The following is a 24317-nucleotide window of genomic DNA, read 5'->3' on the forward strand; positions in this document are numbered from 1 at the left end:
GAATATGGCACCCGGAGCCGCCGAATACGAAAAAAGGAAGGCTCCAGCCCACGGGGGGAGTGAGCTGGAGCTTAGTCTGGGCGACAGCCTTGCCAAAGGATCCATGGATCATTGAGGCCGCCCGCAAGATCCGCCAGAAGCGCTTTGTCCTCGATGGGGAAGCCGTCGTCCTTGGCGTTGACGGCGCGCCGGATTTCAACGCCTTGCATAGCCGGCAGCATGACGAGGAGGTTCAGCTCTGCGCATTCGACCTCCTGGTCGAGAACGGCGACGATCTCCGCAAGCTACCCCTCCACCTTCGGAAAAATGCTCTCCGGCGCCTGCTCGCGCGGCGTCCAGAAGGCATCTTCGTCAGCCCGTTCGAGCAAGGCGAGATCGGGCCGGACCTATTTCGGGCGGCCTGCAAAATGGGCTTGGAGGGCATCGTCTCCAAACACCGTGATCGACCCTACCAGGCCGGCCGATCGAAATACTGGATTAAGGTCAAGAACCGGACTCATCCGGCGATGTACCGAGTGATGGACGCCCTCGCTTAAGGGGCCGTGCAGGGCACGCCAACAGCGTCGTACAGATTATCTTGAGCGAGGTCAAAGTGTCGCGTCGATGATCAAGGTTGGCGCGCGCCAAGCCGTGTAAAATGGCATATACTCGCAAGCCGGTAGTATTACAGCCCAACGAAAGAATGCCCCTCGGAACAAATGCAGCGCGACGTCCTACGTTAGGAGGACGTCGCGATGCAATTGTGCATCACAACCAGAGGGGAAGTTGTTATGAAGCGACGTTCATTGCTCCTGGCATTGTGTTCTTCCGCTTTCATCTCTGCACCAGTACTGGCCGATGAGGTCAAGCAGGAGGCCGAAAAATTAGCCGTCGCCTACACCGACTGCGTCGCCAAGAAAGACGCGGCCTGTGTCGCTGCGCTCTATACAAAGGACGGGGTCCAGATCAACCCGGGCGGTGTCTTTTCCGATCTCAGGACCGTATACGAAAACAACTTCAAAAACGGCACCGATCATATTGAGATCAGAGTCGGCAACATGTCCGTCATCAACAACGATCTGGTTGTTGCCAACGGCGAGACCGACATCTTCGGTAAGGACCCTAAGAGCGGCGACGCCACCAAGGTCACAGTGTTCTGGGGCGCCATCGACATACGTGAAGGCGGCGCTTTGAAAATCCGCCAGTTGACCGTCGGCATGAAGCCGCCTCCAGCTAAGGAAGCCAGCGCCGAGAAGAAGTAGGACGTCATCATGTCGTAAGTTACCACGCGCCCATCCTCTTTGAGGGTGGGCGTTTGATCTTGCTGCACGTCGGTCCGAAAGCGAATACGGGTGCCACGCTCGCGCGATGTCTGCAAGTGTGCCCTGGCCCATCGCTTCCGTTGGCGCGTCGTAGCGAGCTGTCCGGTGCCGGGCGTAAACCGGAAGCGCCGCAGCGTTGGTCGAAACGGCGCTTTTGACCCCGAACGGACATCAGGCCGCTTGGACTAACGTTGAAAACTTCCTACGCTAGATCGAACGCATAGGGCGCCAGGGCATGAAGCGGCGAGAATTTCCTACGCTTGTCGGGGGGTGTCGCAGTATGGCCCTTAGCAGCCCGATGTTGGCCAGTGCGAAAGTTCAGTTGACGTGTGCCCGGGTGGGTTGATGAGGCAGATCACACGCAATGAGCTATCAGTTGATCCAATTGCGGGAGAAGCCGCAACATCTGAAGACCGTTGCGGGGTGGATTCATCAGCAATGGTGGTCCAACACCAACACGCCGACAGATGCTATCGAGCGTTGGCTGGGCACTCATCTGGGCACCGATGGATTTCCTACTACGCTCGTGGCCATCGAGGCAGATGACGTTATCGGATCAGTTTCTCTGCACGAAACCGAAGCTGAGGATCGGCAAGCTTACAAGCCTTACCTCGGAGCACTGTACGTCAAGCCCGCCAACAGAGGCCGGGGGGTTGGCGCGACACTTGTCCAAGCTGCGGAAGCTCACGGGCGCGGCCTTGGTTTTTCGGAAATATACCTGAATGCTGCTGATCCATTAGTCGTATTCTATGAAGCACTAAGTTGGAAGGTGGTTGAACGCGACTACGGTCCCAAACACCTCAACATTATGCGGCGTCGCCTCAAAACTAGTGGAGGCTGCTGACTTCCGTTGCTGTGCAGGTTTTTGGACGCCGGCGACAAAGAGGCTTCGCACGCCGAACTGACCGGCGTCCAAAAAGCGCCAAGGCACGAAGTCGCGGGAAGTTGAGCACCGGCTAAGCAGCGAGCGCTATGGGGATTTAATGCCGGCGTCGGGCTCGATGATAGACGTGACGGCGACAGGATTGGACCTGCGTGTCCGGACGTAGGGCAGTTCAGGAGAGTGCATTAGGCTTTTGGGCGGGCGTTCGGAGCGCACCAATGCGCGATGTGCGCACTGATGGATGCCGCTGGGTTGAGCGAGATCGCCGCCGGCATTTAGCCAGCGCATCGGACCAGGACAACAGCAACGCTCACAGGAGGTCTTGGTCATGACGTGTCGATCCTGATCAGTGTCGGCCGCCAGCTCGGCTGGCAGCCGCGGGCGAACACCTCGATCACGATCATGCGGGCGCCACAGCGCGGGCATGGGCACGGCAGCATACGTGGCGTGTCCGTCGCGATATCCGGCTGCTCTCGCGGGTCGGCGGCCGGTGGGGCGACGTTGAGGAGTGCGCGGGCTGTCGCGATGCTCTGGGCGCGGTTGGCGTTGGCAAAGAGCCCGTAGTGGCGGATGCGGTGGAAGCCCTTGGGCAGCACGTGCAGCAGGAACCGCCTGATGAACTCGTGCGGGTGAAGCCGCATCGTCTTCCAGCGGTTGGCGCCGTTGAGGCGATAGTCCTTCCAGCGGAACGCAATCGCTTCGTCGTCGGCTGCAACGAGGCGGCGGTTGGAGATGGCGACACGATGGGTGTAACGGGCCAGATAACGCAGCACCTGCGCGGGCCCCGCGAACGGGGCCTTGCAATAGACCACCCACTTGATGCGCCGCAGCGGGGCGATGAAGCGCTTGAACGTTGTCTTGTCGGTGAGTCCGGCATGGGTATTGAAGAACTTTAGCTCGCCGACGTCGTGCGCATGCACGAGCATCGCCAGCATTTTGCCCTGGAACAGGCGCGCCAGCACGTTGACATGGACGAGGAAATTGGAGCGCGCGGCGATCCATCGCGCGTTATCGAGCGAGAGCCCTCCACCCGGCACGATCATATGCACGTGCGGATGATGGGTGAGCGCCGAGCCCCAGGTGTGCAGCACGGCCGTGATACCGATCCGCGCGCCGAGGCGCTTGCGATCGCTTGCGATGGCGAGCGTCGTCTCGGCCGCTGCCTTCATCAGCAGATTATAGATCACGCGCTTGTTCTGGTAGGCGATGTCACGCAACTCGCTGGGCAGCGTGTAGACGACGTGAAAATACGGCACCGGCAACAGCTCCGCTTCGCGGTCGGCCAGCCATCGGCGGGACGCCGCACCCTGGCACTTCGGACAATGCCGGTTGCCGCAGGAGTTGTAGGCGACCTCGGTATGGCCGCACGCCGCGTTCTCGCAGCGTGCGACATGGCCGCCGAGCGCTGCCGTACGACAGCGCTCGATCGCATTCATCACCTTCAATTGCCCGAGGCTCACATGGCCCTGATTGGCGTCACGCCAAGCAGAGCCGTGATCGCGGAGGATGTCCGCGACCTCCAGAACTGGCCGAGCCACGGCCGGCGGCGCTACGGCGCTGGCGGCTCCTCATTGTCTCGCTTTGCACGGCGGCGGCGCGGCGCGCTTAGCCCCTCGAGCGGGCTCTCGATCTTGGCAATCAGTCCGATCGCCACGCGACTGTAGCGGGCTGTCGTCTCAAGCTTGGAATGTCCGAGCAACGCCTGGATCACGCGAATGTCCCTGCCGCGCTCGAGCAGGTGGGTCGCGAAGCTGTGGCGAAGCGAATGCAGCGGGACCGTCTTGCGCAGCCCCGCGGCTTTGGCGGCCTCCTTGAACAACCGGCTGAACTGACGCGTGGTCAGTGGCTGACGTTGACTGCGACCGGGAAACAGCCAGCGCTGTTCGGGCGCGACGCCGTTGTTGGACGCGGTCGGCCCCGCCTTCCACCATTGCCGCAACAGCTTCAGGACCGCTGGCGGCAGCATCACGTGCCGGTCCTTGCGGCCCTTCGACTGCACAATGCGGATGATCTTTTGCTCGCTGTCGATGTCGCCCGCCCGCAGCCGCACCACCTCGCCGGCGCGCAATCCGCAACCATAGGCCAGGGTCAGCATCGCCCGCGCCTTCAGGCTCGTCGCCATGGTCAGGACGCGCTTGACCTCCTCGGGGCTCAGCACCGGCGGCAGCCTCTCGGGCTCCTTGAGGTGCCAGACCTCGGCCGCCAGATCGTGACGACGTAGCGTGACGCGGAACAAGAACCGCACCCCGGTCATGATCCGATTGCGGTTGCAGATGCTCATCCCGCTCTCGATCAGGTGCAGCTGAAATCGGCGCACCTCGTCGGCCGTCGCCGTATCGGGCGAGCGTTTGAGCCAGGCGGCGAACCGCTTGCAACTGTAAATGTGGCCACGCTGAGTGTGCGGGTTGAGCTTGCGCGCAGCCATGTCTTCGATCATACGCTGACGCAGCGGACTGACTGTGTTGGTATCGCTCATGGAGAGCTCCTTCCTGAGTGAGGGTTGCAACACCTCGATTCTCAGGACGGGGCTCTCCAGTGCTACCACTATCGTCTCAACTGGCTACCGGCCTCTCGGCTCTTGCTCCCGCGCAGCGGGCTGGAGGTGCCCTGACTCGTTTCGGAAGTCGCGTTCGTTCCCCGATGGCCTAAACCTAGAGCTTCGACATGGCCGCGCGAGCACGATCGCACCACGCTGATCGTGCCCCACGACGTGGAACGAGTTCTCGCCGATATCGATGCCGATCACGGCGGTTGCACAGTTGGCTTGCTGAGACATGGCGTGCTCCTTGTCTTCTCTGCCCGGGGCCAGCTTTGCGTGCTGTCGGGGCCGGAGCACGGCCGGACGATCCCATCAGCGGATGTGCCTTCCAACTCCGCCTCTATCGACGCATTCAGCGTAAGGTTGGTGCTACGAATCGCTCGTGGCTGGTGGGGTCTCGGGGAAGCTATGGAGAGATAAAAAGCGCAAGAAGCTCCGCGATCAGATTGATATCTAGCCATTAGTTTCCGATAATGCCTGAACTCGAAGCGCGTGGGGTTGGCAATGGACACACCGAAAGTGCCCGAAACGCAGTACGCCCAGAGCGGAATCTTTAGTATCGCCTATCAGGTGTTGGGGGATGGACCAGTAGATATCATCCTCGTGCCGGGCATCATTTCGCACATTGATTTTCAGCACGAACTGCCAGGCTATACTCGTTTTCTGCGTCGACTGGCCAAATTCGCGCGTGTCGTCACTTTCGACAAGCGAGGACAGGGTTTGTCTGATCGTCTGGCCGATGTTCCCTCGCTAGAGGAGCGCATCGACGATGTGCGGGCCATTATGGACGCGATTGACTCCAAGCGAGCGGTCCTAATCGGTTTCTCGGAGGGAGCAGCCATGAGCGTGCTGTTCGCCACGACATATCCCGAGCGCGTCTCGCAGCTAGTTTTATTTGGAGGCCTTGCTCGAATAATGGATTTGATGCCGCCGAACCTCCCGCCTGAGGTCGTCCAGGAGCGCCTTGCCGCGGTTGTCAGGGGATGGGGCAACGGACAATTCCTTAGCAGGGTGTTCGCAAGCGACTCCGGCAATCCAGAGGCACTTGCGCGTATCGCCAAATTCGAAAAGTTGGCGAGCAGCCCAGGTGCGTTGAAGTCTTACATACTTTCGAACCGTCGAATTGATATTAACCCAATCCTTCCGTCGGTCCGCACGCCTTGCTTAGTGTTGCATCGCGCGACGGACGCGCAGGTGCCGGTGATCTTGGGTCGGCAGCTCGCCACCAACATCCCGGGCGCAAGATATATTGAGTATCCATCGGGAGATCACGCTTTTTGGACGGGTGACATTGAGGCGGTCGCGGGCGATATCGAGGAGTTTGTGACGGGGCATCGTGCGGCGGCGGAGGCGGATCTGGAACGCGTTCTGGCTACTGTTCTCTTCACCGATATCGTGGACTCTACCAACCGGGCAGCGCAGATCGGCGACCAACGCTGGCGCGGCCTGCTGGACAATCACGATGATCTATCAAACCGCCTTATTAGCAAGCATCGCGGAACTCTCGTCAAAAGTACCGGGGATGGCATCCTAGCTATGTTCGATGGCCCAGGCCGCGCCGTACGTTGCGCGCTGGCGCTCAGCGAGGAGACCAAAAGTATAGGCCTGCCTCTAAGGGCCGGCCTCCATTGCGGCGAAGTCGAGGTAAGAGGGAGCGATATCGGCGGTATCACCGTTCACGCGGCAGCGCGAGTGATGTCGCAGTCGGGAAGCAGTGAAGTCCTTGTCTCGCGGGTGGTAACGGATCTTGTGGCCGGGACGGACTTAAAATTCGCTGAGAGAGGATCATACGAATTAAAGGGGCTGCCTGGGAAATGGGACCTTTATTCCGCCAGCAAGTAGTCACGTCGATGTCGATGACTACACGCAGCTTGTAAAAAGCAATCAGTGAACGCCGTAGAGTGTTTCTGGTGCATTGACCAAAAAGAAAATGCCTAGGAACATGTTCGGATGTCGGCTTGTGGCCCCAAGAGGCGACATGGCTTGATCGTTGGAAAAAGGCCACCAAGAACGACGACCCTAATACACCAGGCGTTGTTGGAGCTGCTTGATGATCTCGCGGAGGTCGTTCGCATACTCCTTGATGATGCGGCGTGCCTCTTCCGAGGTGACGGCTTGGCTTCTTTACTCTCGGTCTGTTTGTCAGGGACGGGCAGTGAGTTCCACAACCGATGTGTGGGGCGCCTACTAACCTAGGTTTCTACGGATCAGTTCGCGGTGGGCTGCCTGCGAAATCCTAAGAGCGCGATCGGTGGCGAGAACATCTATCGCCAACTCACTCTCGTGCCCGTGGAGGAGCCCTCCACACAAGCGGAAGACGGCCGCCACCTAATTCGACGAAAATTTCGTGGTGTCCTGATGCGCTGCCAAGAACATTCAACAGTCAGCATCGCTGACATGCCTTCGGAAAAATATCCGTACTCTCGATGGCCCACAGAGATGTAGCCGCATCTTGGAATTCGTTCTAGTCTTCCCGGCCCTCGGTCAACCTTCGCGACTGACCTCGAGCGAGATCATGATCAAGAATCAGAGTGCTATTGCTGCTAGGGCCGCGGCGCGACTTTCGTCCGCGCAAGTGGCGTTGGGACAAACGCAATGGAGGGCGACTTCCACGCGTCACGACAGATGACATTGTTCGGTGGGGACCGTCGACGGCCCGTGGAGAAGAAGAACAGGATCACACTGAACGAGCTTCAACGGGAGGAACCGCGATGGGTAACAACTTGAAAAGCGCATGTGACGGGGTTTTGCAGAGTGTCGTGACAGGCAAAGACCGCGTTCCGGGCGTAGTGGCAATGATCACCGATCGCTCGACCAACATCTACGAAGGCGCCGCAGGCGAGCGTATGCTTGGCGGCGGTCAGCCAATGACGGCTGATACCGTCTTTGCCATCTTCTCGACCTCCAAAGCGATCACAGGCACGGCCATTCTGCAATGTGTCGAGGAGGGCAAGCTCGACCTGGACGCCCCGGCCAAAACCTACGTTCCCGATATCGGCACGCTGGAAGTGCTCAACGGATTCGGCCCCGACGGCAAGCCGCAGTTGCGGAAGCCAAAGCGCGACATCACCACTCGAATGCTGATGCTGCACACGGCTGGCCTGGGCTACGACTTCTTTAACGCCAGCTATTTCCGCCTGGCCCAGGAGCAGGGCCAGCCGAGTGTCGTGACCTGCTCGAAGGCGTCGCTGATGACACCGCTCCTGTTCGATCCCGGTGACAAATGGGAATACGGCAGCAACATTGACTGGTGTGGGCAGATTGTCGAGAGCATCCGCGGCAAGCGCCTCGGCGAAGTCATGAAGGAGCGGATTTTTGCGCCGCTCGGGATGGAGGACATCGGCTTCTCGCTGACGCCTTCGATGCGGTCACGCCTTGCCGTCATCCACCAGCGTGGAGCCGACGGGTCGCTGACCCCGCTTCCCGACATGCAGCTGCCGCCTGACCCGGAAGTCCACATGGGCGGCCACGGGCTCTACGCCTCGATCGGCGAGTACATGAAGTTCATCCGCATGTGGCTGAACGATGGGGCGGCGCCGAATGGCCGCGTGCTCAAGCAGGAGACCGTCGCCGCGGCGGTCCGCAACGGTCTTAGGGCGGACCAGGCCGTGGTCATGCTGCCTGGCGTGATTGCAACACTGTCGAACGATGCCGAGTTCTTCCCGGGTCTGAAGAAGTCCTGGAGCTACACCTTCATGCTCAACGACGAGGACGCGCCGACAGGAAGGCCGGCCGGATCCCTTGGTTGGGCCGGCCTCGCCAACACGTTCTACTGGATCGACCGCAAAAACGGCTTCGGTGGCTATTGGGCGACGCAGATCCTCCCCTTTGGAGATCCGACTTCATTTGTCGGCTACATGAATTTCGAGACGGCCGCCTATCAAAGCGGCGAGGTGCGCGTGGCGGCGTAGGGGCGGCCGACCTGGCCTCCGACTACGGACGATGCCGGTCTGACCTATTGCCGGACCGGCGCAACGACCCGACCGAAACGACGGCGCGCAGAGACGCCCTCTGTGCCGATGATAAGCGCTCACAACGGGAGGAACATCATGACTGTGCAAGGTAGTTCGCCAGAAGCAAGCGCGAAGACCCACTTTGATGCCGTCATCATTGGTGCAGGCTTCTCCGGCATGTACATGCTGCATTCGCTGCGCGACAAGCTCGACCTCAACGTGACCGTGTTTGAGGCCGGCGACGGGGTTGGCGGCACCTGGTACTGGAATCGCTATCCCGGCGCGCGGTGCGATTCTGACAGCTACATCTATTGCTACACGTTCGACAAGAACCTGCTGCAGGAGTGGAACTGGTCAGAGCGCTATCCGGAGCAGGATGAAATTCTTCGCTATCTCGAGCATTGCGCCGAGCGCTTTGACTTGAAGCCTGACATCCAATTCGGCAAACGCGTTGTGGAGGTCATCTTTGATGACAACACCGAGCTTTGGACCGTGCGAACCGACAAGGGCGACTCAGTCACAACCCGCTTTGTCATCACCGCAGTCGGTGCTTTGTCGACCGCCAACATGCCGCCGTTCAAAGGTTTGGGGTCGTTCAAGGGCAAATGCTACCACACCAGCCAGTGGCCACATGACGGCGTCGACTTCACCGCCAAGCGGGTCGGAGTCATCGGCACCGGCGCGACCGCGGTGCAGGCAATCCCGGAGATCGCGCAGCAAGCCAAGCACCTCACGGTGTTCCAACGCACTCCCGCCTTCTGCGTGCCGGCGCGCAACGGCCGTGTCGATCCTGAGGTCACCAAGGCACGCAAGGCCGATTACGACGGGATCCGCCAGCGCATCAAGGACTCATTCTTTGGATTCGAACTCAACTTCCTGCCGAAGGTGGTGCTCGATACCACGCCCGAGGAGCGTGAGCGGGAGTTCGACAGGATGTGGGACGCCGGCGGCTTCGCGTTCTGGCTGGCCAACTACCAGGATATGTTCTTCTCCAAGGAAGCGAACGACATCATCGCCGACTATCTGAAGCGCAAGATCCGCTCGACCGTCAACGATCCGGTGGTCGCCGAGAAACTGACGCCCAAGAATTATCCCTACGGCACCAAACGCCAGCCGTTGGACACGAATTACTTCGAGACCTTCAACAAAAAGAACGTGCTGCTGGTGGATGCAGCCAGCGATGGCCCGATCGAGGAAATCACGCCGAACGGCATTCGCGCGGGCGGCAAGGAGTATCCGCTCGATATCATCGTCATCGCCACTGGCTTCGATGCGTTGACCGGCCCACTCAAGAAGCTTGGCATCAAGGGCCGCGGCGGCAGGATCCTGGCGCAGGAATGGGAGGCCGGGCCGCAGACTTATCTTGGCGTGGCTATCGCCGGCTACCCGAACCTGTTCACGATCACTGGCCCGCAAAGCCCCTCGGTGCTGTCGAACATGCCGGTGTCGATCGAGCAGCACGTCGAGTGGATCACTGAATGCATCGCCTACATGCGAAGAAGCAAGCTTTCGACCATCGAGGCGACAGCCCAGGCACAAGACGCGTGGGGCGCTCACGTGGCAGAGGTCGTGAATTCAACCCTCATGATCACGGCCAATTCTTGGTACATGGGCGCCAACATCGACGGCAAGGCGCACCGCTTCTTGCCGTATCTCGGCCCGGAAGGCGTCGGCGGATATCGCAGGAAGTGCGCCGAGATCGCCGAAAAGGGCTACGAGGGCTTTGCGTTCGCGAGCCATAGCCAGGGCGGAACCGTGCACCCGATTGCGGCCGAATAACCTGACAGTCCCTGACCGGGAGCGGCGTTGAGTGTCGCCGCTCCCGCATGGCAGTCGTGGGACGGGAGATAGGATAAACATGTTGCCCTCTGTGCGTTGCCGGAGGGCTGGTACTTTTCGGATTGCCATCGAAATCGGCCGCATCCCACGATCGTGGAGACCACCTTGCCGCAGCGGGTCCTTGATGTAGTTTGTAGATAGGACCGAGCACATCAGAGCTAGTGAGCCGGCGCAACCTGGGTGCAGGCCCGGCCGCGTCGGCTTCGGTCATCACCCCACCTCCTCGTCCTCGGCATGAGGCCACATGACCTCGTACATCCTTTCAAAGAAGCCCTCATCGCGCGGCCACTCGGCCGCCGCGCTGACCTCGTCCATCATTTCGCTCCAGATCAAATCGCTCCGGACGGTGAGCACGTCATCATCGGCGATATGCAGCGACCGGGCAATTTCGAGATATGCCGCTTGGTATTGTTCGAGCAGCGGTGCGAGCGCCAGCGCCATGTCGCGGCGCTTGTCGAGCGATGGCTCGGCGCCGATGAGCGCTAGGCCTTTCTCGTATTCAAGGCGCATGCGGTCCAGCTTCGTCGAGCGGAGGCTGTACCGATCACGAAATTTGCCGGTTTCGCGCCTCGCTTGAGGCTTCACGGCGAGGGCATTGCGGATCGTCTGCATGCTCCAGCGCGGGTGACCATGCTTGGAGTAGCCTTCGGGCGGCAGATGCCGCAGCGCGCGCACCAGCGTCGCCCTGTCCTTTTCAAGGAGATCGGCTGCGCGGTTGATAGAAAATAGATCCTTCATCCCTTTCCCGCCTGTTGTGGTGCGTCTTTATGGGATTTTATGCTGTTGTTGTGGCCTCTTGTAAAATTTTATCCCTGGGGCGACCGGGCGCGCAAGTGCGACCCACATTGGGCCACGGTCAGGAAGGACCCAATGCTTCGGATCTCGCCATCGGCTTCAGAAAGATCATCTCGTTCTGCTGGACCGGATCATGCAGAGCGACTCGACCTTCACCTGTTCGTAGTGATCCGGAATCAGACACACCCGCGCCACGGCCGCGCAAAGCAGGGGGCGCCATCTCGGCAGATCCGCGGGCAAGCGGGCCGCCAGCGCTGGCCGGCGTCTTTCCGCGAGCGTAACTGGTGTAACCCCTGAAACCAGTGTCACCAGGAGTTGCCAGAACTCCTAGAGAGTTCTTCATGCTCCCCTGCTCGTTCAATCGTTTAACTTCCTTCCTTGTTGTTACACCGGTTACACTAATTACAGGCTTGCGCTGACTGCACTTTGGGCGTCACAGGTTGCCGACGGCTACCCGTGACCACCTGCGGCATACTGGTTACTTCGCTCGGCTTCGCTCTGCGGCCTGCTGCAAGTCGATGACGTCGGCATCAGACTGGTTACGTTGGTCGTTCTGCGGTTGGGTGGCGGTTTTCGCCGCTGCGACAGCATCCTGCATCAGCTCGTCTGCGGTCGGCTCGCGCACATAGAACCAGCGCGGCTTGCTTACCGGCTTTCCCTGTATCGCAATCATGACCCGGACCTGTTTCTTCTTCCAACCAAGGCGCTTCAAGCAGCGCGCGATCGTGTTCTTTGCCTTCTGATCCCAGCGGCCCTTGTCCACGATGTCGAGGGCGTCCTTGAAGATCCGTTCGATCGTGACGCGATAGGCCGGATCGTTCGGCGGCCGGTGGAGACGACTTTCGAGGTAATCGGCGATCGGCTGTTCCCAAGCGTCTTCCTGATAGCGCGCTTCTTGCTCCTGCTTTGCCGTGGCAGCGGCATCAGCATTCTCCTGGGTGAACCACCACGGCACGCCCTGCTCGTACAGGACGCGCGCTTCGGCCCAGAGCAGGTCGCGATCCCGCTGCAAGCCCACCAAATTGACCTTTGTGACCACGACTGGAAGAAAGCGTCGGGCTCCGGTCGGATCCTTGAGATAGTCGTTGGTGTTGGTCGTTCCGAGAAAGATGCATTCACGCGGGCGTTCAATGACACGCCGGCCGTAAGGCGGCCGGAACCGATCAACCCGACGGGTGACGAAAGCCTTGGTGTTCGACACTTCGATGCGGCTCATCGCGTCGAGCTCGCCGATCTCGATTCCCCAGACGCCCGCCACCTGCATCGACGAATCCTTGGTGCCGAGCTGTTCAATGTCGTCCGTGAACCAGGGGCTGAAGAGCGTCTTGATCGCGGTGCTCTTCATCAGCCCCTGCTCACCTTCGAGAATGAGCATCGTATCAACCTGGCAACCGGGCTCGAGAATCCGAGCGACGGCACTGATCATCGTCATCCGGCCAACGGCCTCGGTATAGGCCGACTGCTCGGCACCAAAATAGACGCTGAGCATGGTGCCGAGGCGGTGCTGACCGTCCCACTCACAGGACCGGACATAATCCCGGACCGGGTGATAGGTGCGATCCCTCGCGGCCAGCTCGACGGCCTGCGCAGTGACGTTCGGCGTGATGGTAATGCGTTCGACGACCTGGAACCAGTCCGTGGCAGCGATATCGTCCTGCTCGGTCCAGGCACGGCTGCGGAATTCGACATTCTCGGCACGTTGCTCCCAGGGCGGAGCAGCGACAAGCATGATCCGATAGGCGAATTCATCGAATGCCAGCACTCCTTGCCAGCTGTCTGCGTGGCGCAGCACCATGACCGCGTTTGCAAGCAGCGGCCGCGGGTTACCCGACTTGGTGCAGATCAAATTGAAGCGCCATTTCGAGTTGCCGGTTGCTTGAGCCGCCTCGGGCGCGGCTGCGCTCGTGCTTTCTGCGGTGTTCTCCGGTTGTGCGCTGCCAGCGCCGAACGCGCGGGCATCGATCGGCTTCGCCTGCCGCGCAAGATCGGCAAGTTGGTCGACGGTGCCGCCGGCCTTGAACCAGTCCGAAACGTCACCTTTGGGCGGCAGCCCCGGCAATTCGACAAGGTACACGGCACGAGCTACTGGCAGCAGCTGCGCGGCCACCATGCGCATGTGGTCAGCGCCCACATCGTCGTTGTCCGGCAAGAGGTAGATGTTCTTGCCGGTTAGGTACTGGTTGAGATCCGGCGACCACTTCTTTGCGCCGCCCGAATTCGTCGTTGCGGTGAAGCCACGTTTGGTGAGGGCATCCGCATCTTTCTCGCCCTCGACGATGAACACGTCATCGTGCTCGGCCGCCAGCAGTTCAGGCAGGCGATACGGGATCTTCGGGCCCTTCGGGGCACCATTAACCCACTCCTGGCCATTCCAGCTCTGCTGCCAAAAGCGCTTGTCCGCCGTTCGGCGCACGCGGAGATACGGCGTGCCGTCGGCCTTCTTGTAGATGTAGTCCGTTACGCCGGTGCTCGCCGCACTCGGCTTGCGGCCGCCGGTCCAGGGCTCCAGACCGAGCTTCTGCCGAACCCAGTCTTTGCACTCAACCCCATCGTCGCCGGCGTGGCTGTACACCAGGAAGCCGTCGGGCGCGGTCGGGTCGATTTTGATGGAGAGTGACTTGTCCTTGGCGCTGTGGCCCGGACCGGGCACGTTGCAGGTATCGGGGCCGGTGACCTGACCGCCGAGCGCGGCAACGATCTGATGAACGCTGAACGGGAATGTGTGTGCGTTCACGACTACGCCTCCGGGTGGCCGCGATCGCGCAACAGGATCGCGTTACGCTCGGCGCGGGCGCGGGCGCATTCCTCGCGGCGCTTGGCCTCAACCTCGACGGCATAGGCCGACCGGCGGAGCTCGACCGCGATTTGGCGGATCGCCGCGATGCTCTTGGCATCGTCAGACTTCGTGCCGCACACTGCGTGCCGCACGACAAACCTGATCTGCTTCAGGATCAGAGAGACATGACGCGCAAGATCAATCGCGGGCGCGCTCCGATGAGTACGATCTTGCAGGCGATCGCCTTCGAGAATATCATCCTTGCTGGCCATGACGGCCTCCCACGCCGTTCTGGTGTTAAAAATCTAAAGCCGCCCCGGCTAGAGACACCAGGGCGGCTTTTCACGTGATTAGGGTTGAAAGAGGCGAGCACGCTCGCTGTCGGGGATCAGGGTGATCCCGCAATAATCGACCGCCTTGAGCTTGCCGGCCTTGATATTGCGCCAAGTGGTGACGCGGCTGGTGCCAGTCATCACCGACCATTCGGAAATGCGATATCCAAGCCGCGTCGGGCTGTCGTCGCCTTCCGGTTCGTCGGTGGATTTATCGGTGGTGAGCGTCATGCCGACGTTTCCCTCAGTTTCAACTCGAAACTAGAGGGTCTCGCGACTTCTCCCGGACTGGAAGGTTAAGTTGGAGGCGATTTGCCCTGCTGACTTAACGCGGCTTTCTTCCTCTCGTGAACCGCTACTCGGACGGCGCCCTCTTTGGGCGGGTCGACCCCGCAGGCGAGATGCAGTGACCTGATCGTGTCGATCAGCGGCTGGTGTTGGTCATAGCTTTCAATCTTGAAATCATCCAAAAGGTTGAGGAGCGGTTCCCAAAGCAGCGCTCGCACCAGCGCCTTGTGACGCTCCTCTCCGGGAGGCTGCCAAAGTACGGCGCGATAAATTTCCGGGTTATTCAACAGCTTTTCCGCGCCAGAGATGATGAGCATCAGGCTCACATCGAAGGTCGCGTCGTGGCTATACAGGGCCTCCGCAAACGTGTCACGATCTGCGATGGGCACCTTCCAGTCGCGATCCGTGACTGGCACCTCCAAAAGGTTGGCCCAGAAAATCGCGAAGCGCAGTTCGGAGTGCATGTTTTGTAGAATGCTTTTCCCCGACCTGACGATGCGGTTAAGCCGTTCTTCCCTGTCCGTGACCGTGAGAGTCGGCTCGTACTCCAGGGCTAACCGTAGGTTCTTCACCATATGGTCAAGTGCGACGACGATCCGTCGCCGGTCAGGCGGAAGCTGCTCGCCAAATGCCTTGAGGACATCAGGGATGTGCTCGGGCGCGCGGATGAAGGACGACAGCTTTAGATCGCCCTTGATCGGGTCGCGCAAGGCAGCAAGCCAATCAGGCGTGTTTGTCCGGGAAGCATCGATCATGCCGTAGTGTGCCGATCCCTGCAACACACTGCAATAGGGAGAAACGCCTTGGTCCGTATTGCTTGGCGCCAAGCTGACAAGTGGTCTTTGGGCAGCCAACTTGGGCGTTAAGTCGGCCAGCTATTTTCTGGCCAACTTAACCTTCTCGCAGGCGTACGCCCCTCTACAACGATCTACTACTCCAATGCAGATCAAGGAGGGTAATGGCAGCCGAGCCGAAGCGGGCCGCACCATCCATCAGCGATAGCGGCCCTGTTCTGACGAGCGCCATTTTCCACAAAACCTGAAAATGTCGCGCGTGACTCCCATAATACCGCCGGATCGGCCCGACGAGGCCGTTCTTCGGTATGTGCAGGAGCTTGCCAAACGACTCGCGCGCGAGGATCATGAGGCCGAGATCGCGGCCCGCCAAGCATCGAACCCCGCGATCACCAAAAGCCCATGAACCGCTGCGCCATCTACGCCAGATTTTCAAGCGACCGCCAGAAAGATCGCAGTATCGACGATCAGATCGCTCTTTGTCGCGATTTATGCGCGCGCGAGGGCATGGCCGTGATCTCGACATTTGAAGACCGGGCGATCTCGGGCTCAGCCGCCGTCAATCGCCCAGGCTATCAGGCGCTGATGCAAGCGGCCGAAAGCAAATTGTTTGATGTCATCGTCGCCGAAGATATGGATCGCATCTTCCGCGATCAGGCCGATTATCACAACGCTCGCAAGCGGCTCGATTTCCTGGGCATCACCCTGCACACTGCCACCGGCAAGGTTGGTACAATCGACGGCGCCTTGCGCGCGCTCATGAGCGAGCAATTTATCGAAAACCTGCGGGTGCACACTCGGCGCGGCCTTGAAGGCGTCTTGCGCGACGGCCGGCACGCTGGCGGACGGGCGTATGGCTACCGCGCCATCAAAGACAAGCCAGGCGAGCTAGAGATCGTTGAAGACGAAGCCGAGATTGTTCGTCAGATTTTCGCCGACTACATTTCTGGCAAGACGCCGCGCCAAATCGCGCACGACCTCAACAAGCGCGGTGTGCGCCCTCCCCGCGGCCGGCTGTGGAATAGTTCGACTATCAACGGTCACGTCGCGCGCGGCGGCGGCATGATTCTCAACGATCTGTATGCCGGTCGCATCGTGTGGAACAAGGTCAGAATGGTGAAGGACCCGACGACGGGCAAGCGCCTGTCGCGTCCGAATCCGAAAGAGCAATATAAGATCGTCGAGGCGCCGCATTTGCGTATCATCGACGACGCAACGTTCAATGCCGCGCAAGTCATCAAAGCCGAGCGCCGCCGCGAGGCGACTCCGGCAACGGCGCAAAAGGCGCGCGCGCCGAAGCGAGTGTTCTCCGGATTGATCAGATGCGGCTCGTGTGGCGGCGGCATGTGTTCGATCGGTAGCGACGCCAAAGGACTTCGGTTGCAGTGCTCGACGTATCGCGAAAGCGGATCTTGCAGCAATGGTCGCCGCGTCTATCTCGACAGCATCGAGGCGCTTGCGATCAAGGGTTTGCACCAGCACCTCGCCCATCCCGCGGTGATCGCCGAATTTGTGGATGCCTATAACGCCGAGCGCAAGCGGCTGAAGAAGGAGGCGAGCACGGAACGCACTCGGATGGAGCGGCGCCTGGGCGAAATCGAGCGCGAGATCAAGCGCATCGTCGATTTCATCGTGAAAGGCATGGCGAGCGACGCACTCATCCCACGAATGAATGAACTGGAGGCCGACCGCAAGGCGCTGGCCCGGCGCCTTGAGGAGACCAATGAAGCCGACAAGGTGATCGCCCTGCACCCGAAAGCCATCGACCGCTACAAGCGCGCCGTCATGGAACTGGCCGACGAGTTGAAGCGCGGCACCCCGACCGAGTTCGCTCCCCTCCGCGAATTGGTGACAGCCATCATCGTGCACGCCAGCCCGAGCCGGGCGGGCGGTGCCGGAACCAAGGCCAATGTTGAGGATGACCGGACCGTGCGGATCGACATCAAGGGCCGCCTCGCCGCGCTCTGCGGCAATCCGGCCTTGTTTCCGAATATGGCTATGTCGGGGGGATCGTTGGTAGCGGGGGAGGGACTCGAACCCCCGACCCCAGGATTATGATTCCTGGCACTCGGTTATCTGGTTCGCTCTTTGTCGCTCCCTTCTGCATCGATGCCCTGCTCCGCGCCGCGTCGCCGAGTTTTGGCAAGCTCCGAAAGCTGGTTCTTCAGCGCATGCCGGAGAGTTTCAACGGCGGGCATGTCGTTGACGAATTGCAGGGTCTGTCGAGCTAGCGCGTGATCCGCTACCGCTTCGGAGCGCAGTAGCTCGGCGGCATAGTCGAGGTATCGCCGCCTGATCGCGTCCTGACGTGACTTGATCTTTTCGTCCCAGGGTTGTTCGGCAGTCCTGCCGTCCCTCACTTCCGAAAGCACTTCCTTACGGGCGAGCCGGTCTACATCGGGTGTGAACTTTCGCTTGCGCATAGCGAGGACCGCCCCGCGATCGGCCTTTCGGACCCGTCCGCGAGTTCGCCGCGGCGTGGCCTCGGCCGCGATCCCGCGAAGCCGGAGTTCGCCAGCAAACCGCTCCCGCCACGCCTGAAGATCCGCCTTGCGAGGGTTGAGGCGCTTGCCGTCGTGGCCGAGTGAGCGAACCGTCAAGTGCACGTGGGGATGTTTGTCGTCGAGGTGCTGGACGAAGACGTGGTCGTGATTGTAGCCGAACGTCTCGATGGCAAATGCCCGCGCCGAATCCTTGACCGCGATCGCATCGGTTCCCGCCGGCATCGATAGAATGATGTTGATCGAAAGGGAACCATCGCGGCGGCGCTTGTCGTCGAGGACAGAATCATCCTCCCAGCGTTGCTGCAGGTCTTTCAATCCGAGACGACCCGCCAGCGTCGCGCCCTGCTCTGTTTCCGCGTCGAGCTCGCCGTTTCGTGTGATGTATGCAAGGTGCGACTTCAGATGCGCCGCGCTCTTAGTGCGACCGGTGATCTTGACCATCACTTCTGGTGCTCGGCGCACGATGCGTTCGAACTTTGCGCGCATCGCCGACGTAAGGCGGCCAGGAGCAGCCGGATCGGGAATATCCCACTCGGCCCGCCGAGGGCGCCGATTGGGCGTTTCCCAGACATACGAGATCGGCGGGAGTTCGGACGCCAGGCCGGTCCGCCATGATGAATGGCGCCGCTTCATCGCTGCCCATTCCAATAATCCGCGTTGCCATTCAACGCATTGCGCAATTGCGCGAGCTCTCTTTCAATGACCAACTTGGCCTCGCGAATTGCGGATAGATCCGGCTCGACCGCCCTGCCCTGCAGCAGGCTGGTGTTTGCAGCGCGCGCAATCTGGTTGATGTTGCCGCCGATCCGGTTGAGCTCGCGCACGATCGCACGGAGCGCCTCATGCTCGTTCGTGGAGTGCTGTATGGGCGACCCCAACCGTGAACGCACCAGCGCGACAATCCAGCCGGTTCGCGTCATGCCGCGCTGATGTGAAACTTCAGCGAGCTGCCGCATCTCGCTCTCGCGAAATCGCACCGTCACCTTCTCCGGCCGTCCGATAGGCAACGCTAAGATGCGCGACGCCGGTGCAGCTAATGCATCGGCGATGAGACGCCGCAGCAGCGCGGATTTGCCGCCCTGGGTAGCTGCAAAAGCTGAGAACTCCGCCGCGACTTCGTCGGAGACGCGAAGCGAGATCAGAGCCATGCACTCCAATTCCAATTGCGATGTAATACATCGCTGGCGCGAAGCCTATCCTGCACTAGAAAGCAAAAAAATGTGCCTCTTATTGTCGGTTCAAACCAACACTCCTTCCGTTCAGGGCGTGCCAGGGCGAAGCAATCGACGCCCCCTGCCCTCTCTTCCAGATTCTGCCCGCGGCGTCCCTTTGTCGAGATAGTCATCGCGAACACCGGTCGGCCGGCAACCGAGGAAACGAACGCACCAACTGGCATCGGCGATGTGGACCGCAACTTTCCAGCAGCCTGCGGCCCCCCTACAGCACTATGGAGAGCGCGTTCGGCCTTCGGCTGCTGCGCTAACGCGCCATCGTTGGGATGTGAAAGTCGCTCCGTTGGCACGCACCAATGGTTCGTCTTTGCGGTCGAGAAGGTGTCGAACGAGTTCATCTCCACAGGATCTCCTCGATCGTAAGCGCTGACGCTGGAACTTCCTCTGCCTTGTCCGCACCGTCGGCCAACACCACAGCGTGACGAGAGCCTTGCGTCGCGAGCCGATCGACAACAAGCTGACCGAGCCGATTGTGGTACCGAACCCTGATTGCCAGCGATGCTGCCGACCTCGATTGTGAAACGACGCGAGTTTTTGGCTGATCCTCCCGTGCCGCTTCGCGGTCGTTCACACCGTTGCGCGGGAGCGCTGCTTCCGGGAGGAGATCGGATTTTTCAGATCGAGATCGTTCAGCCGGCAATTCGTTCCGGGGATTGGCGCAGCCGTCCCCGCGCACGCCCCGGGCCAGTTGCCGAGCCTGCGCATCGGTAAAGCTGTCCTGCGTAGCGCATAGCCGTTCGATTTCATCAGGATGCGTGCGCCAAGCCTGGTAGAGTTCATAAAGAGCACGGATCGAACTGCCCTCAAGTCGCGCCCGGAGGAATTTCGGCATGCTTTTGACCGACGCGTAGCGCGACACCCAGTCTCTTGGTTTGCCTAGCTTGCGCGAGATTTCCGCTTGGGTATCGCCGGCGTCTAATCTATCTGCGATGAACTTGGCGATCTCAGGCGCGCGCAAATCATCGCGCTGGATATTCTCGATCATCTGCGCGTATCGGTCGGGCAAAGCGACGTCTTGAATGAACGCGGGCATTTCCCGCAGCCCTGCGCGCTGCGCGGCGCGGTACCGGCGCGCGCCCATGGCGATGACATAGCGTCCATCTTCATTAGAACGGCGAAGCACGATGGGTTGCAGCACGCCATGTTCGGCAATCGATTGGGAGAGCTCCTCCAGTTCCTGTTCGCTGAAGGTACGGCGTGGTTGATCGGGGTCTTCGTCAATGCAGTCAATCGCGACCAAAAGCGGTCGTCCGGTTTCGTGGCCCGGGTTTGCCGCGACGTCGACGAGCTCCTTGAAGCTGAGATCAAGCGTCATTCTTCGTCTCCTGATCGAGCCTTTCTACAATCTTGGCGAGAACCGCGCGGATTTCCCGACCCGCTTCTTGCGCAGAGCGACGTTTCAAGCTCCACACCGGCACCCGTTCCGCAACCGCTTCGGCATAGCCGTCCCGTGCAACGATCTGGCCTGGGAACACGTACTTGCCCGCTTCGCGCAACAACTGCTCCAAGTGCGTTCGTTGACGCGGCGATTTGGTGTTGAAGTTCGACGGGAGCAGGCCGAGGAATCGCGTGTTCTGGCGACCGTACCGTCGTTGCACACCGATCACGGTCTGCATCAGGGCTTTGACGCCCTTTACCGAGTAATCTTCCAGGTAAATCGGTGCCAGAACATGCGAGGCGGCGACCAGGCAGGCGACACTGCGAACGCCAAGTGATGGCGGGGTGTCGATCACGCAAATATCGAACCGGTCGGCGGCATCGGCGAGATTCTGCTGCAGGGTCATGACAGCTGCAGCATTGCCGCGATCGATATCCGTCAATGAGCTGTCGGCCGGCGCCAGTGTGATCCCGTTGTTTTCCCCAGCGACAAACCGGGTCGCCGGCTTGAACAGGTCGGCCGCCGAAATCGACCCAGTATGCTGCTTGAGCGTGTCGGTCGCGTTGCCCTGCGCATCAACATCGATCATCAAAACCCGGCGGCCCGCTTCCGCCATGAACCAGGCCAGATGCACGGCAAGCGTCGTCTTTCCGACGCCGCCCTTTTGGTTGTTGATGACGATCGTGTTCACCGGGTCGACCTTGGTGCAACCATCTGCGCCCGTTTCATCCATGTTCCTCCAGACCGTGCTTCGCCTACCGGCTCGGTCCTGATTTGACCCGCCTCTTCATCCTGGTGTTGGTTTGAACCAACGCCCGCTGCGAACCAGCACGCGGCAGAATCCTGAAAGCCAGGCACAAAATCCCCTGCCAGAAGAGTCAGGTGGAGCCGAGCCACATAGGAACGAGGCCCTCAGTCGAATGAGTTCGCATCGGTTGGGCAGGCGCACACCGGAGTTGAAGCAGGACAACGAAAACCACATGCGTGTGCCTCGAGCCGCGTTGGTTCAAACCAACACGTTCTGAGGCAGCGCCACCTCGCAATCTCCGTACAGTGTGGGAAGACGAGACGAAGCCGACGCCCACCAAACCTGGACGACGGTAAGAACCGAGCGGCGCCCTCAGGCGCAAATAGGGCATCAACCTGCTGATGCTCTACCAGTTGATGCGAAGCCCGTGGCGGCGCGATGCAAATGGTTCGAAAGCGGCGTCGAAGGGAAGAAGGCCCCGCCTCGCGGCGGAGCCTTCTTTGGAGGCTCAGTCCCGGTTCGGGCGCGACCAGATCATCTGGAGGCCTTCCTCGCCCTCCACCTCGATGAGGGTGGCGTAGATCGGAGCGGGAAAGCTCGGGTCGTCCAGCTTGACGGAGAGGTAGTCGCGCTCGGTATCGCGGGCGACCTTCTGCCAGGCGGCGCCCAGTTCGACGTTGCCGGAGTAGATGCGGAAGTGCGGCCCCTTGTCGGAGGGCGTCTCGACGCGGACGAACTTGGCCTTGACGTTGAGATTGAGGGTCTTGATAGCGCCGGAGAAGCCGTTGTCCGTCGCGGTGAAGGTGCCGATGGTAGCCATTGTCTCATTCCTTTGGTTTTCTCGGGCCGCGCCCATCGCGACCTCGATGGCAGTCGTGAGACCGGAGGCGATCGACCCGCACCTGAAGGGCCGAAACGAAGTGGAGGGCGGCCGGCAGCGACTTTCTTGTCTCGCGGGGAATGGCGCGCAGCGCCAGGGGAAGAAAGTCGAGGACGGGCGTTGCGGGGACGAGATCGAGGTCCCCCGCAGGGGGACCGTCCTTCGGTCAGACCAGCCGTAATCGAGGACGCAGGTGGGCTGCCCTCGTGAAAACAGTTGGAAGGAAGACAGGCCCCTTGGCAACATCACATCGCCGGTCACGAGCACTTGCGAAAAGATCCGATTGTCCTGACGAGGCCGGCTGAAGACCGCATATCCCGCGCAAAGGGAACGGGAGAGCAGCAGATGCGAGTCGAAGTTCGCCGCCGCCGCCAGGTCGACAAACAACCACGCCCACGAACTTGGCATGCCCGGACATCCTGCGTCTGCTGCATCGATGCTGCGATCTTCGATGAGTGCAACACCATCCACGATCCGGTCGGAGCATCGCGGACGATGGCCTCCGGAGGTTTCGCCGCGACGCCGTGCGCGCGCGGTTGGCACGTGCGGACTGGGGTGCGTGACCAAACTGGACCTAAACGGAGTCGAAGCGCCGTGCGCTGTGATGTGGCGATCACGCTGCGCCCGTATGGCAGGCGCCACACTGCTTTCGCACTCGTTCGGCAATAGATCGAGGGCGGCCACGGTCAGCATCCGTCGAGCGAATCGGCCTCGTCCAGCGGCGCGCAAGGGCGATGCAGAAAGACTTGGCCACGGACAACGCAGTGCTCGAGCGAAGCGCAGATCGGCGTCGATGACCGGAAGCCAATAAGTCCCACCTACCGCTCACGCTCGTCGCTTTTCGTGGCGCCGGGAGTTGATCTGCGACATCAGGATCGGCCCAAGAGAAAACTCTCCGACCTCCGCTTTCCGCGTCAGCCCGCGCAAGTAGCCCCCAGCCGATCTAATCGTCGTCCCACGCTGCAGGATGCAGGCGACGACGACCGCCGCTTGCACTTCACCCAGGACGGTTTGCGCCTCCTCCCAGGCACTCGGGCTGATCCCCAGCATTGATCTCACTACGGCCGCGGTGGCGAGGAAATCGCGCCAGTTCGAAATCCCACCCTTCGCATAATCGACGATGTCCGGACATGCACTCAGGACCATTCTCAACGGATACGAACTTTCGGCGACTCGCGATGATTGAGGTTTTGGCTCAGCTCTCGCCGCCCTGCCTTCTGGAAGGCTAGGTTCAAATTCAATAAGTGCGTCTGGATTTGAATTCTGTATGTGGTGCTCAGAATGGGACTCATTGGCGCTCGGATTTTTGGATTTGATGTGTGCTTCCAGCAAATTGAGCACGTCGTCAGCAAGTTGCGACAGCTCGTCGGCGATCGGCTCGAGCTCCTGGCGCGTCGCGGTGCGTGGAATCTGAGCGACCATTGCGCGGAAGGCGGCATGCACCTCCTGCCAATCAGCCGGCCCCTGCCCTGCCCTTCGCGTCGGGACGCCTTCCTCGATGCCAGTTGCAATCATCTTCGCGATGTCGCGCCGGCACAGCGTGATCCGCTCACGCACCAGTTTGAGTGCCCGGGCTTCCGCTTCGATATCGGCCGCCAGGCTCTCGAACTCTTCCGAGCGCACAACGAGTGGTGACAGATCGAAACCGAAGGCGAGCTCGATTTCGCCGGCATCGTCCTTCCGCGCATAGCGCTTGCCATTTGGGCTGTCGCGCCGAACGATCAGTCCCGCGTCGACCAGGACAGCGAGATGACGCCGCAGCGTCGATGCCGGCATGCCGTGCGCCCGTCGACTGAGCTGATGGTTTGACGGGAAGACGATCAGATCATCCTCTCCTGTCAGAGCAGTCTCAGGATGGAAGGTCAGGAGCGCGTTTAACACCGACAGCGCGCGCTCTGACACGCCAAGGCGCGGCCGTGCGGTACAGATGGCGTGGAAGATCTTCCACTTGTGCACGATCTTTTCAGGAGGGCGTTCTGTTGCGACCATTTGGCTTGCCACATGGGCAAGCGTCAACGATCGCCGCCCAAAAGGCGTCGTTGGAGAGTGTGACTGCATGTCTTTGCCTCAGGCTG

At 60.6% G+C, this 24317-nt stretch carries 21 protein-coding genes; 7 read left to right on the top strand and 14 right to left on the bottom strand.

All coding sequences use genetic code 11. The annotated features are described in order from the left end of the window. Positions 1 to 89 precede the first annotated feature (89 nt). From ACRQ5Q_RS43025 to ACRQ5Q_RS43035, 3 genes are all read left to right on the top strand, one after another. Entirely contained in the window at positions 90 to 536 is a 447-nt protein-coding gene (locus ACRQ5Q_RS43025) for an ATP-dependent DNA ligase (RefSeq protein ID WP_439400324.1), read from the top strand. A gap of 234 nt (positions 537 to 770) precedes the next feature. Beyond that, on the top strand, positions 771 to 1241 hold the full coding sequence (locus ACRQ5Q_RS43030; protein ID WP_439400325.1) for a nuclear transport factor 2 family protein: 471 nt from the start codon (positions 771 to 773) through the stop codon (positions 1239 to 1241). Between the two features lie 424 nt (positions 1242 to 1665). After that, the gene (locus tag ACRQ5Q_RS43035) at positions 1666 to 2145 is read left to right on the top strand and encodes a GNAT family N-acetyltransferase (protein ID WP_439400326.1); all 480 of its coding nucleotides are present in this window, start codon (positions 1666 to 1668) and stop codon (positions 2143 to 2145) included. A gap of 365 nt (positions 2146 to 2510) precedes the next feature. On the opposite strand, the gene ACRQ5Q_RS43040 is transcribed toward ACRQ5Q_RS43035, so the two are convergent. Beyond that, the gene (locus ACRQ5Q_RS43040; protein ID WP_439400327.1) at positions 2511 to 3722 is read right to left on the bottom strand and encodes an IS91 family transposase; all 1212 of its coding nucleotides are present in this window, start codon (positions 3720 to 3722) and stop codon (positions 2511 to 2513) included. An 11-nt stretch (positions 3723 to 3733) separates the two neighbouring features. Further along, positions 3734 to 4660: a tyrosine-type recombinase/integrase gene (locus tag ACRQ5Q_RS43045; RefSeq protein WP_439400527.1), complete on the bottom strand. Its 927-nt coding sequence runs from the start codon at positions 4658 to 4660 to the stop codon at positions 3734 to 3736. A gap of 567 nt (positions 4661 to 5227) precedes the next feature. On the opposite strand from ACRQ5Q_RS43045, the gene ACRQ5Q_RS43050 reads away from it, so the two are divergent. The 3 genes from ACRQ5Q_RS43050 to ACRQ5Q_RS43060 all read left to right on the top strand — a co-directional run bounded on the left by ACRQ5Q_RS43050 (position 5228) and on the right by ACRQ5Q_RS43060 (position 10455). Continuing rightward, a complete protein-coding gene (locus ACRQ5Q_RS43050) occupies positions 5228 to 6565 on the top strand; it encodes an adenylate/guanylate cyclase domain-containing protein (RefSeq protein WP_439400328.1) in 1338 nt (445 codons plus the stop codon). 869 nt (positions 6566 to 7434) lie between these two features. After that, complete coding sequence (locus tag ACRQ5Q_RS43055; protein ID WP_439400329.1) at positions 7435 to 8634, top strand: serine hydrolase domain-containing protein; 1200 nt, start codon at positions 7435 to 7437, stop codon at positions 8632 to 8634. Between the two features lie 138 nt (positions 8635 to 8772). After that, a complete protein-coding gene (locus ACRQ5Q_RS43060; protein WP_439400330.1) occupies positions 8773 to 10455 on the top strand; it encodes a flavin-containing monooxygenase in 1683 nt (560 codons plus the stop codon). A gap of 270 nt (positions 10456 to 10725) precedes the next feature. On the opposite strand, the gene ACRQ5Q_RS43065 is transcribed toward ACRQ5Q_RS43060, so the two are convergent. The 6 genes from ACRQ5Q_RS43065 to ACRQ5Q_RS43090 form a co-directional block, all read right to left on the bottom strand. Further along, positions 10726 to 11253, bottom strand: coding sequence for a hypothetical protein (locus ACRQ5Q_RS43065; protein WP_439400331.1), 528 nt, complete (start codon positions 11251 to 11253; stop codon positions 10726 to 10728). 535 nt (positions 11254 to 11788) lie between these two features. Further along, positions 11789 to 14044, bottom strand: a complete 2256-nt coding sequence (locus tag ACRQ5Q_RS43070) for a VapE domain-containing protein (protein WP_439400332.1) — start codon at positions 14042 to 14044, stop codon at positions 11789 to 11791. A gap of 2 nt (positions 14045 to 14046) precedes the next feature. Further along, positions 14047 to 14358, bottom strand: a complete 312-nt coding sequence (locus ACRQ5Q_RS43075) for a hypothetical protein (protein WP_439400333.1) — start codon at positions 14356 to 14358, stop codon at positions 14047 to 14049. 78 nt (positions 14359 to 14436) lie between these two features. After that, positions 14437 to 14649, bottom strand: a complete 213-nt coding sequence (locus tag ACRQ5Q_RS43080) for a hypothetical protein (RefSeq protein WP_439400334.1) — start codon at positions 14647 to 14649, stop codon at positions 14437 to 14439. A 65-nt stretch (positions 14650 to 14714) separates the two neighbouring features. After that, entirely contained in the window at positions 14715 to 15461 is a 747-nt protein-coding gene (locus tag ACRQ5Q_RS43085) for a hypothetical protein (protein ID WP_439400335.1), read from the bottom strand. Between the two features lie 163 nt (positions 15462 to 15624). Next, complete coding sequence (locus ACRQ5Q_RS43090; RefSeq protein ID WP_439400336.1) at positions 15625 to 15873, bottom strand: hypothetical protein; 249 nt, start codon at positions 15871 to 15873, stop codon at positions 15625 to 15627. A gap of 29 nt (positions 15874 to 15902) precedes the next feature. Between ACRQ5Q_RS43090 and ACRQ5Q_RS43095 the strand changes: the two genes are divergently transcribed. Beyond that, on the top strand, positions 15903 to 17558 hold the full coding sequence (locus tag ACRQ5Q_RS43095; protein ID WP_439400337.1) for a recombinase family protein: 1656 nt from the start codon (positions 15903 to 15905) through the stop codon (positions 17556 to 17558). 14 nt (positions 17559 to 17572) lie between these two features. On the opposite strand, the gene ACRQ5Q_RS43100 is transcribed toward ACRQ5Q_RS43095, so the two are convergent. The 6 genes from ACRQ5Q_RS43100 to repC all read right to left on the bottom strand — a co-directional run bounded on the left by ACRQ5Q_RS43100 (position 17573) and on the right by repC (position 24300). Beyond that, positions 17573 to 18637, bottom strand: coding sequence for a relaxase/mobilization nuclease domain-containing protein (locus ACRQ5Q_RS43100; RefSeq protein ID WP_439400338.1), 1065 nt, complete (start codon positions 18635 to 18637; stop codon positions 17573 to 17575). Next, complete coding sequence (locus ACRQ5Q_RS43105; RefSeq protein WP_439400339.1) at positions 18634 to 19152, bottom strand: plasmid mobilization protein; 519 nt, start codon at positions 19150 to 19152, stop codon at positions 18634 to 18636. The genes ACRQ5Q_RS43100 and ACRQ5Q_RS43105 overlap by 4 nt, the downstream gene beginning before the upstream one ends. Before the next feature lie 418 nt (positions 19153 to 19570). Next, complete coding sequence (locus ACRQ5Q_RS43110; RefSeq protein ID WP_439400340.1) at positions 19571 to 20551, bottom strand: ParB/RepB/Spo0J family partition protein; 981 nt, start codon at positions 20549 to 20551, stop codon at positions 19571 to 19573. Next, complete coding sequence (locus tag ACRQ5Q_RS43115) at positions 20541 to 21347, bottom strand: ParA family protein (protein ID WP_439400341.1); 807 nt, start codon at positions 21345 to 21347, stop codon at positions 20541 to 20543. The genes ACRQ5Q_RS43110 and ACRQ5Q_RS43115 overlap by 11 nt, the downstream gene beginning before the upstream one ends. Positions 21348 to 21870: 523 nt before the next feature. Then, complete coding sequence (locus ACRQ5Q_RS43120; RefSeq protein WP_036045117.1) at positions 21871 to 22182, bottom strand: DUF736 domain-containing protein; 312 nt, start codon at positions 22180 to 22182, stop codon at positions 21871 to 21873. 885 nt (positions 22183 to 23067) lie between these two features. Continuing rightward, entirely contained in the window at positions 23068 to 24300 is a 1233-nt protein-coding gene (gene repC / locus ACRQ5Q_RS43125; RefSeq protein ID WP_439400342.1) for a plasmid replication protein RepC, read from the bottom strand. Positions 24301 to 24317: the final 17 nt, after the last annotated feature.

Source organism: Bradyrhizobium sp. PMVTL-01, assembly GCF_051861855.1.
GTDB lineage: Bacteria > Pseudomonadota > Alphaproteobacteria > Rhizobiales > Xanthobacteraceae > Bradyrhizobium.

What these genes read in the sequence shown, in the direction of transcription:
- ACRQ5Q_RS43030 (WP_439400325.1), top strand. Translation starts at nt 771, where the DNA reads ATGAAGCGACGTTCATTGCTCCTGGCATTGTGTTCTTCCGCTTTCATC.
- ACRQ5Q_RS43035 (WP_439400326.1), top strand. Translation starts at nt 1,666, where the DNA reads ATGAGCTATCAGTTGATCCAATTGCGGGAGAAGCCGCAACATCTGAAG.
- ACRQ5Q_RS43045 (WP_439400527.1), bottom strand. Translation starts at nt 4,660, where the DNA reads ATGAGCGATACCAACACAGTCAGTCCGCTGCGTCAGCGTATGATCGAA.
- ACRQ5Q_RS43050 (WP_439400328.1), top strand. Translation starts at nt 5,228, where the DNA reads ATGGACACACCGAAAGTGCCCGAAACGCAGTACGCCCAGAGCGGAATC.
- ACRQ5Q_RS43055 (WP_439400329.1), top strand. Translation starts at nt 7,435, where the DNA reads ATGGGTAACAACTTGAAAAGCGCATGTGACGGGGTTTTGCAGAGTGTC.
- ACRQ5Q_RS43060 (WP_439400330.1), top strand. Translation starts at nt 8,773, where the DNA reads ATGACTGTGCAAGGTAGTTCGCCAGAAGCAAGCGCGAAGACCCACTTT.
- ACRQ5Q_RS43065 (WP_439400331.1), bottom strand. Translation starts at nt 11,253, where the DNA reads ATGAAGGATCTATTTTCTATCAACCGCGCAGCCGATCTCCTTGAAAAG.
- ACRQ5Q_RS43075 (WP_439400333.1), bottom strand. Translation starts at nt 14,358, where the DNA reads ATGGCCAGCAAGGATGATATTCTCGAAGGCGATCGCCTGCAAGATCGT.
- ACRQ5Q_RS43080 (WP_439400334.1), bottom strand. Translation starts at nt 14,649, where the DNA reads ATGACGCTCACCACCGATAAATCCACCGACGAACCGGAAGGCGACGAC.
- ACRQ5Q_RS43085 (WP_439400335.1), bottom strand. Translation starts at nt 15,461, where the DNA reads ATGATCGATGCTTCCCGGACAAACACGCCTGATTGGCTTGCTGCCTTG.
- ACRQ5Q_RS43095 (WP_439400337.1), top strand. Translation starts at nt 15,903, where the DNA reads ATGAACCGCTGCGCCATCTACGCCAGATTTTCAAGCGACCGCCAGAAA.
- ACRQ5Q_RS43100 (WP_439400338.1), bottom strand. Translation starts at nt 18,637, where the DNA reads ATGAAGCGGCGCCATTCATCATGGCGGACCGGCCTGGCGTCCGAACTC.
- ACRQ5Q_RS43105 (WP_439400339.1), bottom strand. Translation starts at nt 19,152, where the DNA reads ATGGCTCTGATCTCGCTTCGCGTCTCCGACGAAGTCGCGGCGGAGTTC.
- ACRQ5Q_RS43110 (WP_439400340.1), bottom strand. Translation starts at nt 20,551, where the DNA reads ATGACGCTTGATCTCAGCTTCAAGGAGCTCGTCGACGTCGCGGCAAAC.
- ACRQ5Q_RS43115 (WP_439400341.1), bottom strand. Translation starts at nt 21,347, where the DNA reads ATGGATGAAACGGGCGCAGATGGTTGCACCAAGGTCGACCCGGTGAAC.
- ACRQ5Q_RS43120 (WP_036045117.1), bottom strand. Translation starts at nt 22,182, where the DNA reads ATGGCTACCATCGGCACCTTCACCGCGACGGACAACGGCTTCTCCGGC.
- repC (WP_439400342.1), bottom strand. Translation starts at nt 24,300, where the DNA reads ATGCAGTCACACTCTCCAACGACGCCTTTTGGGCGGCGATCGTTGACG.